At 43.3% G+C, this 15,921-nt stretch carries 15 protein-coding genes and 5 tRNA genes; 8 read left to right on the top strand and 12 right to left on the bottom strand.

Annotated features, from left to right (window positions below; all coding sequences use genetic code 11):
- Positions 1–43: 43 nt before the first annotated feature.
- The 7 genes from BS636_RS06760 to tpiA all read right to left on the bottom strand — a co-directional run bounded on the left by BS636_RS06760 (position 44) and on the right by tpiA (position 2,116).
- Positions 44–120: transfer RNA gene (locus BS636_RS06760), tRNA-Met, on the bottom strand.
- 196 nt (positions 121–316) lie between these two features.
- A tRNA-Met gene (locus BS636_RS06755) sits at positions 317–393 on the bottom strand.
- Positions 394–556: 163 nt separating this feature from the next.
- Positions 557–633: transfer RNA gene (locus BS636_RS06750), tRNA-Met, on the bottom strand.
- An 80-nt stretch (positions 634–713) separates the two neighbouring features.
- Positions 714–790, bottom strand: a tRNA-Met gene (locus BS636_RS06745).
- Positions 791–844: 54 nt separating this feature from the next.
- A tRNA-Leu gene (locus BS636_RS06740) sits at positions 845–929 on the bottom strand.
- A 52-nt stretch (positions 930–981) separates the two neighbouring features.
- The gene (gene secG / locus BS636_RS06735) at positions 982–1,311 is read right to left on the bottom strand and encodes a preprotein translocase subunit SecG (protein ID WP_099338091.1); all 330 of its coding nucleotides are present in this window, start codon (positions 1,309–1,311) and stop codon (positions 982–984) included.
- A 13-nt stretch (positions 1,312–1,324) separates the two neighbouring features.
- The gene (gene tpiA, locus BS636_RS06730) at positions 1,325–2,116 is read right to left on the bottom strand and encodes a triose-phosphate isomerase (protein WP_099338090.1); all 792 of its coding nucleotides are present in this window, start codon (positions 2,114–2,116) and stop codon (positions 1,325–1,327) included.
- Between the two features lie 282 nt (positions 2,117–2,398).
- On the opposite strand from tpiA, the gene pilB reads away from it, so the two are divergent.
- The 4 genes from pilB to coaE are packed head-to-tail and all read left to right on the top strand — an operon-like array spanning position 2,399 to position 6,855.
- Entirely contained in the window at positions 2,399–4,108 is a 1,710-nt protein-coding gene (pilB, locus tag BS636_RS06725) for a type IV-A pilus assembly ATPase PilB (RefSeq protein WP_099338089.1), read from the top strand.
- Between the two features lie 29 nt (positions 4,109–4,137).
- Positions 4,138–5,370, top strand: coding sequence for a type II secretion system F family protein (locus tag BS636_RS06720; protein ID WP_099338088.1), 1,233 nt, complete (start codon positions 4,138–4,140; stop codon positions 5,368–5,370).
- A 17-nt stretch (positions 5,371–5,387) separates the two neighbouring features.
- Complete coding sequence (locus BS636_RS16555) at positions 5,388–6,251, top strand: prepilin peptidase (protein WP_099338087.1); 864 nt, start codon at positions 5,388–5,390, stop codon at positions 6,249–6,251.
- A gap of 1 nt (position 6,252) precedes the next feature.
- Positions 6,253–6,855, top strand: a complete 603-nt coding sequence (gene coaE, locus BS636_RS06710) for a dephospho-CoA kinase (RefSeq protein WP_099338086.1) — start codon at positions 6,253–6,255, stop codon at positions 6,853–6,855.
- A 12-nt stretch (positions 6,856–6,867) separates the two neighbouring features.
- Here the strand turns inward: coaE and BS636_RS06705 are convergent, their stop codons facing one another.
- From BS636_RS06705 to BS636_RS06695, 3 genes are all read right to left on the bottom strand, one after another.
- On the bottom strand, positions 6,868–7,791 hold the full coding sequence (locus BS636_RS06705; protein ID WP_099338085.1) for a DMT family transporter: 924 nt from the start codon (positions 7,789–7,791) through the stop codon (positions 6,868–6,870).
- A 6-nt stretch (positions 7,792–7,797) separates the two neighbouring features.
- Positions 7,798–8,547, bottom strand: a complete 750-nt coding sequence (gene rlmB, locus BS636_RS06700; protein ID WP_099338084.1) for a 23S rRNA (guanosine(2251)-2'-O)-methyltransferase RlmB — start codon at positions 8,545–8,547, stop codon at positions 7,798–7,800.
- Positions 8,548–8,700: 153 nt separating this feature from the next.
- The gene (locus BS636_RS06695) at positions 8,701–9,024 is read right to left on the bottom strand and encodes a pyrimidine/purine nucleoside phosphorylase (protein WP_099338083.1); all 324 of its coding nucleotides are present in this window, start codon (positions 9,022–9,024) and stop codon (positions 8,701–8,703) included.
- Positions 9,025–9,441: 417 nt separating this feature from the next.
- Between BS636_RS06695 and recN the strand changes: the two genes are divergently transcribed.
- The 3 genes from recN (at position 9,442) to ruvX (ending at position 12,209) form a co-directional block, all read left to right on the top strand.
- Positions 9,442–11,103 (top strand): DNA repair protein RecN, encoded by a 1,662-nt coding sequence (gene recN, locus BS636_RS06690; RefSeq protein WP_099338082.1) that lies wholly within the window; start codon positions 9,442–9,444, stop codon positions 11,101–11,103.
- Positions 11,104–11,218: 115 nt separating this feature from the next.
- Positions 11,219–11,773: a YqgE/AlgH family protein gene (locus tag BS636_RS06685; protein ID WP_099338081.1), complete on the top strand. Its 555-nt coding sequence runs from the start codon at positions 11,219–11,221 to the stop codon at positions 11,771–11,773.
- A complete protein-coding gene (gene ruvX / locus BS636_RS06680) occupies positions 11,766–12,209 on the top strand; it encodes a Holliday junction resolvase RuvX (protein ID WP_099338080.1) in 444 nt (147 codons plus the stop codon). The genes BS636_RS06685 and ruvX overlap by 8 nt, the downstream gene beginning before the upstream one ends.
- 92 nt (positions 12,210–12,301) lie before the next feature.
- Here ruvX and BS636_RS06675 read toward each other — a convergent pair whose 3' ends face one another.
- Positions 12,302–12,925, bottom strand: coding sequence for an alpha-ketoglutarate-dependent dioxygenase AlkB family protein (locus BS636_RS06675; RefSeq protein WP_099338079.1), 624 nt, complete (start codon positions 12,923–12,925; stop codon positions 12,302–12,304).
- A gap of 150 nt (positions 12,926–13,075) precedes the next feature.
- Here BS636_RS06675 and BS636_RS06670 point away from each other — a divergent pair, with 150 nt between their 5' ends.
- Positions 13,076–14,878 carry an ABC transporter ATP-binding protein gene (locus tag BS636_RS06670; RefSeq protein ID WP_099338078.1) on the top strand — a complete coding sequence of 601 codons (1,803 nt, stop codon included), beginning with the start codon at positions 13,076–13,078 and terminating at the stop codon, positions 14,876–14,878.
- 85 nt (positions 14,879–14,963) lie between these two features.
- Here BS636_RS06670 and BS636_RS06665 read toward each other — a convergent pair whose 3' ends face one another.
- The gene (locus BS636_RS06665) at positions 14,964–15,920 is read right to left on the bottom strand and encodes a hypothetical protein (protein WP_099338077.1); all 957 of its coding nucleotides are present in this window, start codon (positions 15,918–15,920) and stop codon (positions 14,964–14,966) included.
- Between the last annotated feature and the right edge of the window lies 1 nt (position 15,921).

Raw genomic sequence — 15,921 nt, 5'->3', positions numbered from 1 at the left:
TGCAAAAAGGCCCACCATAGTTGTGAGCCTCTTTTAAGAAACTTGGTAGCGGGAGCTGGATTTGAACCAACGACCTTCGGGTTATGAGCCCGACGAGCTACCAGACTGCTCCATCCCGCATCAACGTGCAAAAATTATATACAAAAGACGATAAGTTTTCAATCAAAACTATCGCTAACGATATGTTGGTCTTTTGTCGCTGAAAAATTGGTAGCGTTCACTGGATTTTGTTCCAACGATCTTCGAGATTTTATAAAGAGTTGAGCCCGACGAGCTTGCAACTGATTAAAATAACGAAACTACACTTTCCAAAAAGTGGTAGCGGGAGCTGGATTTGAACCAACGACCTTCGGGTTATGAGCCCGACGAGCTACCAGACTGCTCCATCCCGCATCAGCGTACAAAAAACTCTCAGTTCAAAGAACTGCCTTTAAAGTTTGCATCTTCAAAGGATTGGTGGTGCGCGTTGGATTTAACCAACGATCTTCGAGACTTTATGAAGAGTTGAGCCCGACGAGCAACAACACATCAAATCACGAACTTACACACTTAAAAGTGGTAGCGGGAGCTGGATTTGAACCAACGACCTTCGGGTTATGAGCCCGACGAGCTACCAGACTGCTCCATCCCGCAACAACATGCAAATAACTCTTCTCAACTTAACACTGGTTTAAGTTGCCTCTTGAAAGTTTGCGTCTTTTAAAAGGATTGATTGGTAGCGGGAGCTGGATTTGAACCAACGACCTTCGGGTTATGAGCCCGACGAGCTACCAGACTGCTCCATCCCGCAACAACAGAAGTTTTTTTAGCTGCATACACCAACTTAAATTTCTGGATTATAAGTTGGTGCGGAAGGGGGGACTTGAACCCCCACGCCCGAAAGCACTACCACCTCAAGGTAGCGTGTCTACCAATTCCACCACCACCGCAGCTGCAGGCATTCTATTCTCATCATGCGCAAAAAGAAAGCCTTTAGCGAAATTATTCACCAGTTTTTGGTGCAGTTGGTGAAGTTTCATTCGATTGAGCTGGTGCAGTTTGCGTCGTTTGAACGCTATTCAAACTGTAGGCATCTGTGGTTTGTTTTTTGGCAAATACCGCTAAAGTCAAGCTGGTAATAAAGAATAATGCCGTAAACACTGCCGTCAAACGAGTCAGGAAATTACCTGAGCCTGAAGCACCAAAAACGGTCGCAGCACCGCCACCACCGAAAGATGCACCAGCATCCGCACCCTTACCATGCTGAACTAAAATCAAGACAATCATCAGTACCGCTAAGATAATATGTACTACCAGCACAAAAGTTTGCATGCTGAACTCCTAATTATTGTGTATTTGCAAATGCCTGAGCAATTTTATGGAATGACTCAGCATTGAGTGATGCACCACCCACCAGTGCCCCATTGATATCGGGGCAGGCTGCTAACTCTACTGCATTTTCCGGTTTAACACTACCACCATACAGAATTGCAGTCGTTTCACCATAACCGGTAATTTGTTTTAAGCCCTGACGAATCTGGGCATGCATGGCTTGTGCATCTTCTGGAGAAGCGGTCTTGCCAGTACCAATCGCCCAGATCGGCTCATAGGCAATCACAATATTTTTCCATTGCTCTGCTTCGACCACAGTCGCGATATCACAGATCTGCTGTAATACCACAGCTTCCGCCTGCCCGGCTTCACGCTGTTCCAGACTTTCACCGACGCAATAAATCACAGTCAAACCAGCATTTAAAGCATTTCTGATTTTGGCATTCAGAATCTCACGTGACTCAGCAAAGATCTCACGGCGTTCAGAATGTCCAACTAAGACATAGCCAATACCGCTGTCTGCCAATAGTTCAGCACTTACTTCACCGGTATATGCGCCCATGCCTGCAATACGAGATACATCCTGAGCAACGGTATAAACCGGACGAACGGCAGAAGCCAGTTCAGTCTGAACCTGAGTCAGTGCAATCGCTACCGGTGCTACGCCTAAATGACACTTTTCTGCTGAAATTGGTGTAGATTCAAGCAAATCTTTCACCCCACGAAGCAATGTCTGCGCATCTGCCTGAAGCGGGTTCATCTTCCAGTTACCCACTACCCATGGGGTAATCGTCGACAACGACATAAACAACCTATTCTGAATACCTATCTTTAATTGGGCACATTCTACACGGAATTGGAAAATTTGAAGAGGAGTTTTCTTGCGGCATTTTCAGTACAAGGTCTGTTCAAACTGCTCATTTTTTGTTATCACTTAATAATATGGGGATAACTTCTTGCGATTAATTCAGTATTTTGAATATTAATGGGAAGAAGGCAGCATTTTACGCTATGGTAATTTTACGTTAGCAACGTATAATTTTGATAAAGCAATTAAAACAATTTTGATTCACGGGCATATTAGAGCATGACAGCAATTCAGGGATCTCCAAGATTTACGGGGTTTATTCGTCGATTGGTCGATGAAGGGGTGATATCTGCAGAAGATATGCAGGGTGCTTTAACTAGCGCAAAAAAAGATAAAGTCGATATTGTTCCTTATCTAATTGAACATCAGCGCCTCTCTCCAACTAAAATTGCAGAAACCATTTCTCTTGAATTCGGTGAGCCACTATTTGATATCAGTGCCTATGATCCTGCCTTGATCGTACGTGAAGATTTTGATGAAAAGATCATTACCAAACATCGCGTACTGCCGATCTTTAAAAATGCCAATATCCTATTTATCGCGACTAGTAATCCAACCAATATAGAAGCAGTTGATGCGGTCCGCTTTGCAACTAAACTCAACATTGAAACCATTATTGTTGAACACAACAAACTCGAAAAACTGATTGAACAGAATTTTACTGAAGAAAGTACCTTTGAATTTGATGATGATTTTGATCTAGATGTCGATGTAGATACAGCTGATCCAACTCAAGACAATGAGGATGACACTAAAGCTGATGAAGCTCCAATCGTTAAATATATTAATAAATTACTGATTGATGCGATTCGTATGGGTGCATCGGACTTGCACTTTGAGCCTTATGAAAAAATGTACCGCGTGCGTTATCGTGTCGATGGCGTACTTCGTCAAATCGCTACGCCGCCTTTACAACTGGCAACGCGTCTGGCATCCCGTCTTAAGGTTATGTCCCAGATGGATATTTCGGAGAAACGTATTCCACAAGATGGACGTATTAAGTTAAAGCTTTCTAAAAATAAAGCGATTGATTTCCGTGTCAACTCGCTACCGACCCTATTCGGTGAAAAGTTAGTACTGCGTATTCTGGATCCATCCAGTGCCATGCTAGGTATTGATGCGCTTGGCTATGAACCCGATCAAAAAGCATTGTTTATGGAAGCGCTGGATAAGCCCCAAGGCATGCTATTGATTACTGGTCCAACAGGTTCTGGTAAAACCGTGTCTTTATATACTGGTTTAAATATCTTGAATCGTGAAGATACCAATATTTCTACGGCTGAAGATCCAGTCGAAATTAACCTGCAAGGAATTAACCAGGTCAACGTCAACAATAAAGTAGGTCTCACCTTCTCTGCCGCATTGAAATCTTTCCTGCGTCAGGATCCGGACATTGTCATGGTCGGCGAGATCCGTGACCTGGAAACAGCAGAGATTGCGATTAAGGCGGCACAAACAGGACACATGGTGATGTCAACGCTGCATACCAACAGCGCACCTGAAACACTGACCCGTTTACGGAATATGGGTGTGCCGTCTTTTAATATTGCCACCTCGGTCAATCTGGTGATTGCCCAGCGTCTGGCTCGTCGCCTCTGTCCTCACTGCAAAAAACCAGCAGATATTCCACGTCAGAGCCTGCTGGAAATGGGTTTTACTGAACAGGATTTACAGGACCCGGAATTTAAGATTTTTGAACCTGCCGGATGTAATGAATGCCGGGAAGGTTATAAAGGTCGAGTCGGTATTTATGAAGTCATGAAAGTGACACCGGAGATTTCACGTATTATTATGGAAGATGGCAATGCCATTGAAATTGCCGAAGCTTCCGCACGCGCAGGTTTTAACAATTTACGCCGGTCAGGGTTATTAAAGGTAATGCAGGGGGTGACTTCTCTTCAGGAAGTCAATCGTGTTACCAGCGAATGATCGTGCTGATATAAAATAAGGATAAACGCATGGCTTCAGTGAAAAAAGGTCAAATGATGCCGACCTTCACCTATGAAGGGGTAGACCGTAAAGGTGTAAAAATTAAAGGGGAAATGCCTGCACGTAACCTCGCCTTGGCTAAGGTCACGTTGCGTAAACAGGGCATCAGCATCAAGAGTATTCGAGAGAAAAAGAAGAATATTCTTGAAGGTCTGATGAAGAAAAAAGTGACCACACTGGATATCACTATTTTCACCCGTCAACTCGCAACCATGATGAAAGCCGGCGTACCCTTAGTGCAAGGCTTTGAAATCGTCGCAGAAGGTCTTGAAAATCCATCTATGCGAGAAGTTGTACTCGGCATTAAAGGTGAGGTTGAGGGCGGAAATACCTTTGCTGGGGCGCTGCGTAAATACCCTCAGTACTTCGATAAGCTATTTTGTTCTTTGGTTGAATCGGGTGAGCAATCCGGTGCTTTAGAAACCATGCTGGATCGTGTCGCGATCTATAAAGAAAAAAGTGAGCTGTTAAAGCAGAAAATTAAAAAAGCCATGAAATATCCAGCAACTGTCCTTGTAGTGGCAGCCATCGTTACGATCATTTTGATGGTAAAAGTAGTCCCAGTATTCCAAGAACTTTTCCAAGGCTTTGGCGCTGATCTACCTGCTTTTACTCAGATGGTTGTAAATATGTCTAACTGGTTCCAGCAGTACTGGTTCCTATTAATTATCTTTATAGGTATTGCTATTACAGCTTTTCTGGAAGCAAAAAAACGCAGTAAAAAATTCCGTGACCTACTCGATAAAGCTGCACTGAAAGCTCCTATCTTTGGTGACTTAGTCTATAAAGCGATTATCGCCCGTTACAGCCGTACGCTCGCAACAACCTTTGCAGCCGGTGTACCTTTAATTGATGCACTGGAATCTACTGCCGGTGCAACCAATAACGTGGTCTATGAAGAAGCAGTGATGAAAATCCGTGAAGATGTTGCTACTGGTCAACAGCTTCAATTTGCCATGCGTGTCACCAACAAATTTCCATCTATGGCTGTGCAAATGGTGTCTATTGGTGAAGAATCTGGTGCACTTGATGCCATGCTGGATAAAGTCGCGACCCATTATGAAAATGAAGTTGATAATGCTGTTGATGGTCTGACTTCCATGATGGAACCATTGATTATGGCTATTCTTGGTGTTCTAGTAGGTGGTCTTGTGATTGCGATGTACCTACCAATCTTCCAGATGGGTTCAGTGGTTGGATAATTAGAAGGCTTATTATTTTGTTTAGTGAAATCATTAATTATTTAATCCAAACCCCGACTGCACTCTATATTGCAGTCGGGCTTTTTAGTCTCTGCATCGGTAGTTTCCTGAATGTAGTGATCTACCGCACCCCTAAAATGATGGAACAGGAATGGCGTACTGATTGCCAGTTATTTTTATATCCTGATCAACCGATCATTGAGGAAAGCAAACTCACCTTAAGTAAGCCTGCGTCAACCTGCCCAAAATGTCAGACACCGATTCGCTGGTATCAGAATATTCCGTTGATCAGCTGGCTAGCTTTACGTGGAAAATGTGGTTCTTGCCAAAATCTGATCAGTGCCCGTTATCCATTTATTGAAGCTCTAACAGCCGTTTGTGCATTGACTGTCTTAGCTGTATTTGGTCCAACCATTCAAATGCTGTTTGGTCTGGTACTTACTTATATCCTTATTGCACTGACCTTTATTGACTTCGACACCCAGTTATTGCCAGACCGCTATACCCTGCCTCTGGCAGCCTTAGGTTTGGGAATAAATAGCTATGCAATTTATACCTCACCAACGTCTGCAATTTGGGGCTATATCATTGGCTTCTTGTGCTTATGGATCGTGTATTACCTGTTTAAAATTATTACAGGTAAAGAAGGCATGGGCTATGGCGACTTTAAGTTGCTGGCTGCTTTAGGTGCTTGGATGGGACCCTTAATGCTCCCTCTAATCGTGTTGCTTTCCTCACTCGTTGGAGCCATCATCGGTATTATCCTGCTGAAAGTACGTAAAGAAAATCAGCCTTTTGCTTTCGGTCCTTATATTGCCATTGCAGGCTGGATCGCTTTCTTATGGGGCGAACAGATTATGAAAGTTTATTTGGGTCAATAAATTGAAATTTGTATTAGGTCTGACTGGTGGGATTGGTAGTGGTAAGTCTGCTGCCAGTCAATGGTTTGAACAACAAGGTATTGTAGTCGTTGATGCTGATATCGTCGCGCGGGAAATTGTCGAAGTCGGTCAGCCCGCGCTACTACAAATTCAGCACGCCTTTGGTAACTGGGTGCTGCAGGAAGATGGAAGCTTAAATCGTCGTGCTTTAAGAGAACATATTTTCCAATCTAATGATGCCCGTAAAACATTGGAAAGTATTACTCATCCCGCAATCCGAAATTCAATTATTCATCAGCTACAGGATGCTCAAAGCCCTTATGTAATTCTGGTTTCTCCGCTGCTATTTGAAACCAATCAACATGAACTCACTGATCATACTTTGCTGATCGATGCTTCCATTGAATTACAGGTCCAACGTGCTTCACAGCGTGATGGTCAAAATATTGAACAGATTCATCGCATCATTGCAGCGCAAATGCCACGTGAGCGAAAACAACAACTGGCTGATGATATTGTATTAAATGATGGTCATCTGCAGCATTTATATGCCCAACTTCAACCACTGCATGAGCAATATTTACAAAGGGCCCTAAACCAATAAAAAAAGCAGTCTTTAAGACTGCTTTTTTTGTTCTTCTAGTTTGATTGCCAAACTGTCCTGATGCTGTAGCCAACGCCATGGCTGCAAGGCACCAATCGCCATCCCGACCAAACCACAGACCATCGCCAAACTCAGCGTTTCATTTAACAGCGGCACTGCCAAGATAGCAGCAATAAAAGGCGCTAAATTGGTAATACTTCCGGCCTTAAATGCACCAAGCCGCTTAATCGCTTCTACATAAGTTAAGGTCGCAATGATGACCACAAATACGCCATGGAAGAGTGTTTGAAACAGTAAATGTTGTGGCTCAGGTACGCTAAGATTTTTAGGTAAAAATAGCAGATAAAGCGGCACATAAACCACAGCCGACCAGATCGCAACACCACACATGGCTTGCCAGGCAGACAGTTGATATTTACGTAATAAGACCGTAAATACTCCCCATAAAATCGCACTGATAAAAAACAGGATATCCCCTACCCCAAAGGCCACGCCCGTTTCCTGATACATCAGCACACTCATCAGACATAGCACCACAATCATGATGATCAGACTGATCCAGGTATGTTTATCAAAGGCTTGATTCATCAAAAAGTAAGCCATTACCGCAGTACACAGTGGTATACAGCCATTTAAAAAAATGGCGGCATGGGCAGTTGGTGCATAATGAAATGCGCTGTAAGCAAACAGGCAATACACCACTCCACCGATCATGGCCAAGATAAAAGATTCTTTTCTCAGTAAAAAAGAAGCCTCTTTACGATAGAGTAAAATCGGCATCAGGATCAGAAAAGCCAGAGAAAATCGTAGTGCGACGATATCCCAGGCACTAATCTGCCAGATTGCATTCAGTCGGGCGGTTAAAGTAAAACCACCCCAGATACACATGGTGGTTAAAAGGAAAAAATAACCCTGCGCGCGCGTGGATAATCTCATCAGGAATTAAGCATTACGCTGACGGCAAGCTTCATATAAAGCCATACCTGTCGCCACACTCACATTGAGACTTTGCAAGTTGCCTGCCATTGGAATATAAACCGTTTGATCGCACTGGCTTTGGGTAATTGGACGTAATCCGGTATCTTCAGCACCCATTACTACACACACACTGGTACCGGTAAAATCGAACTGCTGAATCGGCAATGCCTTTTCATCCAGCATCGTACCTACTACCCGGACATTAAAATCTTCTTTGATCTGCCCTAAAGTACGTGCCAGATTGGTCACCTGAATAAATTTAACTTTTTCAGCCCCACCAGCGGCTACTTTACGCGCTGTCGGTGTCAAGCTTGCAGAACGATCACGTGGCACAATCACAGCCACTACACCCATCGCAGCTGCGGTACGAATACAGGCACCCAGGTTATGTGGATCTGTGACCTGATCAAGTGCCAATAAAAGTGCTTGCGGATCTTGCTTTAAAAGCTCTTCTAAATCTTTTTCATTTAAAGTTGGATGCGGACGTACAGCAGCTACAACACCTTGGTGAAACGGCAAACCTGCCAGCTTTTCCAGCTTGTCACGACTGGCTTGTTGCACACTAATCCCAAACGGTTCAGCAAGCTCTAATACACGCTTCAAGCGTTGATCATCACGGCCTTTCAGAGTAAACAGCGTCAGGACGCGTTCAGGCTCAATCTCCAGTAATGACTCAACTGAATGTACGCCATAAAAATACTCAGGTTTAGCCATGAACGACCTCTAAATTAATTTGGGAAATATGCTGCAAAAGAAAAATCCTGCAAAGCCAGCTTCACAGGATTTCTGTATAAATTTAAGTTTAACCGATTCGGCAGAAAATTTCCTGATCAGCTTCAGTTCGGTTAAGGATATGAGATCCTAAAGTTAGCCTTCAAAATGACAAACGTAATCTAATACATCATCAGTTTCGATTTTAAAACGGCTATTGCCTGGCACATAGAAAGACTGACCGGCACGGAACAGTTCACTTTCTTCATTATCCGCAATTTGTACACGACATTCGCCAGAGATAATTTCCATACGCTCAGGCACATGTGTTTCAAATGTTAGTGGAGTTTCAGTGGGTAAAATTACCCCTAATGTTTTTTTAGTACCATCTTCAAACTGCACCACATGGCTGATGCACAGACCGCCAAAATATACATTTGATTTCTTAAGTACTGAAACTTGGTCAAACTGAGCTGACATCCGTTTATCTCCAGAGCACGGGTTTTATAATATTGAATGGCTGTAGTTTAAATGTGCATTCCCAACTAATCAATCGAAGTTTGCCTACCTCAGCTTAAAATTTTCTGTGTATATTTTGCACAAATATCTAAGTTATAAATATATAAAATAAAGTGATTTAGAGCGTGATAAGAAATTCTAAGACTCAAAATCAAATTAAACAGAAATCATAGAAATGTATTGACTCATAACTTCTGAAGGAAGATTAACCTGCTTTAGTCGCGCATACTGACAATACTACAAAATCTGCTTGTATCATTGACTACAATATAAGATAGAATCAAGAGGTTTCATCCTGATTTATAATGACATACATGATCTGATCCATTTCAGATCCTACTTGATATCAATCAAACTTTTCGCAGCTTGGATGCGTGTATGCTGACACATTTAACTCTGATCAACTTTGCCTTAGCTGACCACCTGGCCATTGATATTCATCAAGGTTTTAACGTGCTCACCGGCGAGACCGGCGCTGGTAAGTCTTTATTGCTAGATGCCCTCTCCGCCTGTTTGGGTGAACGCACCGATACCAACTATGTGCGCTATGGTTCAGAAAAGGCTGATGTGACAGCAACCTTTAGCTATCAGGACAATAGTCCTGAAGCACTCTGGCTAAAAGAACATGAACTGGATGATGAGTCTGGTGAAATTCATTTACGTCGTGTGATTTTTGCTACGGGCCGCAGTAAGGCCTGGATTAATGGTCGCCCAAGTAGCTTGTCTGAACTCAAAGAAATTGGCCGTCTATTGGTACAACTGTATAGCCAGCACAGCCAGCAGCAACTCCTAGAACCACCGTATCCAAAGCATTGGCTGGATCGTTATTATAATTTCTATGAGCCTGCCCAAGCCGTCCGTGATGCATATAGTACTTGGCATAAAAATATCCGTCAGCATCAGGCTGCACTTGATGCTCAAGCCACCCGTAAACAGCGAATGGAAACACTGGAACTACAGCTTGAAGAACTTGAAGATGTCGTACAGGTCGATTATCAGGAAATTGAACAGGAATTTGATCGCCTCTCTCATCATGAAGCGATTATGCAGGACTGTGTCTATAGTTTGAATGGCCTGGATGAAGCAGAACAAAATATTAATCAGGAATTATCATCCATTTTACGCCGTGTGGAATCGCATGTAGGTCGTAGTGAACAATTATCTGAAATTTATACTTCTTTGCTAAATGCACAGAGTGAAATTGAAGATGCTACAGCCAACCTGCGTCATTTTATAGATCGTCAAAGTTTCGATCCAGAACGTATGGAAGAGCTGAATTCCCAACTTGAAGTATTCCATCGTCTGGCACGCAAATACCGCACTCAGCCGGAATTACTAAAAGAAGAATATGAAGCTTGGCTAGCTGAACTGGAACAACTACATCAGCTTGAAGATCCGGAAACACTGGCTGAACAAGTTGAACTGTCTTATCAAGAGTTCTTGGCTAAAGCCCAACATCTAGATGAAATCCGTCGTGAAGCGGCTGCTCCATTAGCGAAACAGCTGACTGAACAGGTGAAACAGCTGGCGCTGCCAGAAGCCTATTTTGAATTTAAATTTGAACCACTCGATGAACCGAACAGTGAAGGTTTAAGCTTTATCCAGTTGCTGTTTACTGCCAATAAAGGTATTCCAGCACAACCGCTGGCACGTGTAGCATCCGGTGGTGAATTGTCACGTATCGCCTTGGTGATGCAGGTAATGAATGCTGAGAAGACCGAAGCTGAAGTTCTGGTCTTTGACGAGATTGATGTCGGCATCAGTGGTGGTACAGCTGAAATTGTGGGGCGCCTGTTAGCGGATCTAGCGCAGCATGTACAAATTCTGTGTATCACCCATCAGGCGCAAGTTGCAGCGCAGTCAGATCAACATTTACTGGTGAAGAAGCAGCAAACTGACCCAGCCAGCAGTATGATTCTCGATCTAGAAGAAGATGAACGGATTCAAGAACTTGCACGAATGACTGGTGGTGTGGAAATTAATGAGACAACTCTGCAACACGCACGTCAGTTACGTCAGCTCAAATTTCAGCATGTTTAAAAATATTACAATGCTCACAAAAAACTGTTGGTGAATTGGCAAAGCTCTAGTAACTTAAAGATGAAGATCACACGATTTCTTTGCCAAGAAATTGATTTTAAGGAGAAGCTTTTCGGTGAACAAACAATATCTGACACATCGTTGTCTGATTGCTCCACCAGAAATGCGTGACGATTTTTTTGCCAACACGGTCATTTATCTCGCACGACATGACGAAGATGGAGCGCAAGGCATCATTATCAATCGACCTGCAGGAATTCAGATCAAAGAACTATTGAATGATCTTGAAATTGAAGCAGATAATGTCAATCCTCATGAAGTGTTGCAGGGTGGCCCATTGCGACCGGAAGCTGGCTTTGTACTGCATACTGGTCAACCGACCTGGCATTCATCCATTGCCGTGGGTGAAAATGTCTGCATCACCACCTCCAAGGATATTCTCGATGCCATCGCACATAACGAAGGTGTCGGACGCTACCAGATTGCACTTGGCTATGCCAGCTGGGGTAAAGGCCAGTTGGAAAAAGAAATTGCCAAAGGTGACTGGCTGATCTGTGAATCTGATATGGATTTAATTTTTAATTTACCTTATGACGACCGTTGGGACGCTGCCTATAAAAAAATGGGCGTAGACCGAAACTGGTTGTCTTCTGAGATTGGACATGCCTGATGTAAATGCGCCACAGATGATTATGGCGTTTGACTTTGGTACACAAAAAATGGGCATGGCGGTTGGACAATCCCTGATTGAAAGTGCCAATCCTCTTGCTCTCTTCCCAATGAAAGATGGAATCCCAAACTGGGATGTATTACTGAAAATCGTCAAGCAATATCAACCGACCTTATTTTTAGTCGGTCTGCCGCTGAATATGGATGATACGGAATCTGAACTTTCTACGCGTGCACGTAAATTTGCCCGCCGCTTACGCCATCAAACCAATATTGAAACTTTGATGGTGGATGAACGCCTGACCACGCGTGAAGCTCGCGATGAATTAGAGAGTTATCAGACTCAAGGTAGAGCTAAGAATTTGGCTGCTGACAGTATTGCTGCTGCCTTGTTTATTGAAAGCTGGTATCGACATCCGGTCGGCGTCAATCCTTAAAATAGAAGGCATCCAGATGGATGCTTTTTTATTGGGGTAGCTACATATAAAATCTCAAATGAATACGCATAAATCCTGCTATCAATATATTTTTAATTTTCAGGATAAAAATAGCGAAAAGTCAGATTGATCCGTGGCGTGATGACTTTCGTGGTTTTAGTAATTTGGTGCTTCCAAAACTGCTGGGTTTGCCCACGCATCACAATCAGTTGCCCACTTTGCAGAAGCAGCTCTACCAGATTTCCAGTTTGATTATGCTTGAAACGCATCTTGCGGGTGGCACCAAAACTCAATGAAGCAATGACTGTTTCATGCTGTTTTGAAATCAAGCTGGTTTCATTATCACTATGCCAACCCATGCCCTGCTGACCATGTTCATACAGGTTCGCCAGACAGGAATTAAAAGGATGACCTACTTGTTGCTCGATATGCTGCTTCAATCTCAATAGTGCTGGCTGCCAGATATGGGCTTTCTTCAGACTACCCGAATAATGGTATTGATAATTCGCATCACCATACCAAGCAATTTTCCGGGCAGTCACATAGTGCTTACCAAATAGAAACACCTCATCCTGTTCCCAGGCCAGATGCTGCAAAAAATAGTCCAGATATTTCTGACTTTGCTCCGCTGTCAGAATCAAACCATGGTCTTCTACCACCCCATCAAAAGGCAATAGATTGGCTTGGGACTGGGGTGAAAATAAATCCAGTGTCATGGCAGCTTCATTCTCTCTAGAGCTTTTATCCTGTCAGCTTCAATATCTGCATACAACTAAAATTGCACAAATCAATACAAATCAGCTTCTTGTGAACATACTTCTAGGGGCATACACTTGTTTTAACTTTCACAATAAAAATAATGCTGCATGGATCTTTGGCAACTGTTTCACAAGCTGCGTCCCTTTGTCCGTCCTTATCGGCTTTTGGTGATTGCAACCCTGGTACTGACTCTGATCGGCTCCTTTACCGCGCAGGTCAATGCGATCACTTTGCAATATGCGGTCGACAGTATCAATAAACTGCTTGAAGCCGGCGAAGGTTTAGATGAAGGCTGGCACATCTTGATCACCATTTCAGCAATCTTACTAGCAAAAGAAGTGATTAATGCCTTCGTGCAATTCGGACAAAAGTTTTATGGAGAAAAGCTGCGGATTTTTGTGTCTCAAGATTTGGCGCAAGGCATTATTGAAAAGTTCCTGACTTATCGCCTGGCCTTTTTCAATCAGGACAATAACCAGGCCGGCAAACTTCAGACCCGTATTGACCGGGGAATTGGCTCGCTAACGCGTCTGGTACAGATCTTCTTTATTGATATCCTTCCGCTGTTTACCAGCGCGATCGTGGCTTTAGGCCTGATGTACTATGCCAACGTTTATGTGGGCATGGTCGCTACGGCGATTGTACCAATCTATTTCTGGCTCACTTATAAACAGGCGCAAAAACTGGGTGGCTGGCGCAGAAATCTGCGTGATGGCCGCGAGAAAAAAAGCCAAGGAATTTTAGGGATCATCAACTCAATTACAGTGATTAAATCCTTTAACCGAGAATCAATTGAATCTGAAAAGCAGCTTGGTCTGCAACGAGAACTGACCGACAACCAGATGAAAACCCGTCAGACCAGCTTTCTGTTTGATGGTTTAAAAACTTTTATTGAACAGATAGGGATTGTGTTGATTATTATCCTAACCGCTTATTTCGTGCTGGCTGGGCAGATGAGTATTGGCATGATCATGTATCACGTACTGCTGTTTAATAATGTTTCGGCACCAATCCGCTCCCTGCATCGGATTTACGATGAAGTAAATGATGCCATGATCTATTCCGAAAGCTTCTTTAATATTCTGGAAGCCGATCATGAAATTGAATCTAGTGGACAGCAGAAACCACCAGTTCAGGGTAAATTCCAGCTCAGCCATGTTGAATTCTATTATCCGAATGGACATCATGCGCTGAAAGATATCAATATGGAAATCCGCCCGAATAAGATTACGGCGCTAGTCGGTTTATCAGGCGCAGGTAAATCGACATTGATCAGCTTGCTGGATAAATTTTATGAACCACAGCAAGGCAAGATTACCTTAGATGGAATTGATCTGCAGGATTATGACACTCAATATTTACGTGATCATATTGGCTTGGTCCTACAGAAAAATCATATTTTCCAAGGCACAATTTTTGACAATATCCGTTATGGCAAGACTAATGCGAGTATGGAAGATGTCATCGAAGCCGCGAAAAAGGCTTCGATTCATGAACAGATTCTACAGTTACCGCAAGGTTATGATTCTGATGCCTTGCAACTTTCCGGCGGGCAGCAACAGCGTATTGCCCTAGCTCGCATGTTCTTAAAAAATCCACCTATTATCTTCCTGGATGAACCGACTGCAAGTCTGGATGCGATTGCGGCTGAGCAGATTAAGCAGAGTCTGGATCAAATCAAGCAAGGTCGTACTGTGATTATTATCTCGCATAGTCTTTCACAGATTATTGATGCGGATTACACCTATGTAATGAAAGAAGGTGCTATTGCGGAGCATGGCGAGCATGATGAACTTTATCATCAGGACGGCGTGTATAAGGAAATCTTTGATGCGATGGCGAAAAGTCTGAATATTGAAAAGATTGCCAAGACTTTTGAGGATGATGCGGAGGAAGAAACGCATAGTTAGCAGGTTCTGCTAATTTTTCGCATCAAGAATTTGCAAAAATAAAGCGGTCTTTAAGACCGCTTTATTATCTGTACTTGTACAAATTCTAAAACTGCATTATCCACTCACCACGAACATAGCTGTAGTCATAATCTGGTCCATAGTAGGACGCACTACGATTATAGCCAGCGTTCATACGTAAAAATTGCGAGCCACGAACGGGACTTTGCAGGTTAAGTTCAAACAATCGAGTCGCTTGACTCGATATATCATTAATTTTTTCACGCCCCACCCCGGCTGTCAGGCCGGCTGTCCAGCCTGAAAAGCGTTGGCGCCACCCCACAGCGAGCATGGATTCTTGATAATCTTCCGGATTGAAATACTGTCGACCGACATCTTCCTCAGTACTATGGTACATGCGGTAACGAGCCTGAAGGGTCAGACCTAAATCCAGTGAAGGCTGATAAATCAGTTTCAAGCGGCCATGATCACGTCGGTTATCATCGGAAAAAAACTGTGAACCCGCCACACCAACGACAGTCACATGCTCACCTAAGCCCTGATCTACAGCCAAACCAGCAAAGGTAAAATGAGTGCCATTTTCTAAAGCAGACCGGGTTTCTACCCAGTCCCGATTCGCAAAAACTTCTAGTGCCGTTTTTTCAGCAATAGGCGTGCGGTAACTTCCATCAAAAGTGAGTAATGTATGATCATTTTGCTGAAAGACACCTGCTTCCATCGCCCAACCATTGGCTGTGGCGGTATCAATTTTACGTCCGATAAAAGCGACCTTTTGCCCATCTGCATGCCAATCATTTGCTTTATAACGATAAGTACTCGCACGCAGACCTAAATAATGATCCGCATCGTCATATTTTGGGAGAAATTCTGCGGATAATTTACCAGTCTGAAAATCTTCACTATCTTCACTGAAAAAGAACTCCGTACCGGCAGCATGCTCATTTTGCTCTTGTTCAGCTGTAGAATCATTTGCCCAACTTGGACTTGTGATCGATATAAGCAAAGGAACAAAAATAGATAAACTGATTTGATGTCTTGTCATG

Origin of the sequence: Acinetobacter sp. LoGeW2-3, from assembly GCF_002688565.1 — a bacterium.
Classification (GTDB): Bacteria; Pseudomonadota; Gammaproteobacteria; order Pseudomonadales; family Moraxellaceae; genus Acinetobacter.
The sequence above is the reverse complement of the archived record's forward strand: the minus strand, read 5'-3'. Positions and strand labels throughout refer to the sequence as shown.

What these genes read in the sequence shown, in the direction of transcription:
- BS636_RS06695 (WP_099338083.1), bottom strand. Translation starts at nt 9,024, where the DNA reads ATGTCAGCTCAGTTTGACCAAGTTTCAGTACTTAAGAAATCAAATGTA.
- recN (WP_099338082.1), top strand. Translation starts at nt 9,442, where the DNA reads ATGCTGACACATTTAACTCTGATCAACTTTGCCTTAGCTGACCACCTG.
- BS636_RS06675 (WP_099338079.1), bottom strand. Translation starts at nt 12,925, where the DNA reads ATGACACTGGATTTATTTTCACCCCAGTCCCAAGCCAATCTATTGCCT.
- pilB (WP_099338089.1), top strand. Translation starts at nt 2,399, where the DNA reads ATGACAGCAATTCAGGGATCTCCAAGATTTACGGGGTTTATTCGTCGA.
- BS636_RS06720 (WP_099338088.1), top strand. Translation starts at nt 4,138, where the DNA reads ATGGCTTCAGTGAAAAAAGGTCAAATGATGCCGACCTTCACCTATGAA.
- secG (WP_099338091.1), bottom strand. Translation starts at nt 1,311, where the DNA reads ATGCAAACTTTTGTGCTGGTAGTACATATTATCTTAGCGGTACTGATG.
- BS636_RS06670 (WP_099338078.1), top strand. Translation starts at nt 13,076, where the DNA reads ATGGATCTTTGGCAACTGTTTCACAAGCTGCGTCCCTTTGTCCGTCCT.
- BS636_RS06705 (WP_099338085.1), bottom strand. Translation starts at nt 7,791, where the DNA reads ATGAGATTATCCACGCGCGCGCAGGGTTATTTTTTCCTTTTAACCACC.
- rlmB (WP_099338084.1), bottom strand. Translation starts at nt 8,547, where the DNA reads ATGGCTAAACCTGAGTATTTTTATGGCGTACATTCAGTTGAGTCATTA.
- BS636_RS06665 (WP_099338077.1), bottom strand. Translation starts at nt 15,920, where the DNA reads ATGACAAGACATCAAATCAGTTTATCTATTTTTGTTCCTTTGCTTATA.
- tpiA (WP_099338090.1), bottom strand. Translation starts at nt 2,116, where the DNA reads ATGTCGTTGTCGACGATTACCCCATGGGTAGTGGGTAACTGGAAGATG.
- ruvX (WP_099338080.1), top strand. Translation starts at nt 11,766, where the DNA reads ATGCCTGATGTAAATGCGCCACAGATGATTATGGCGTTTGACTTTGGT.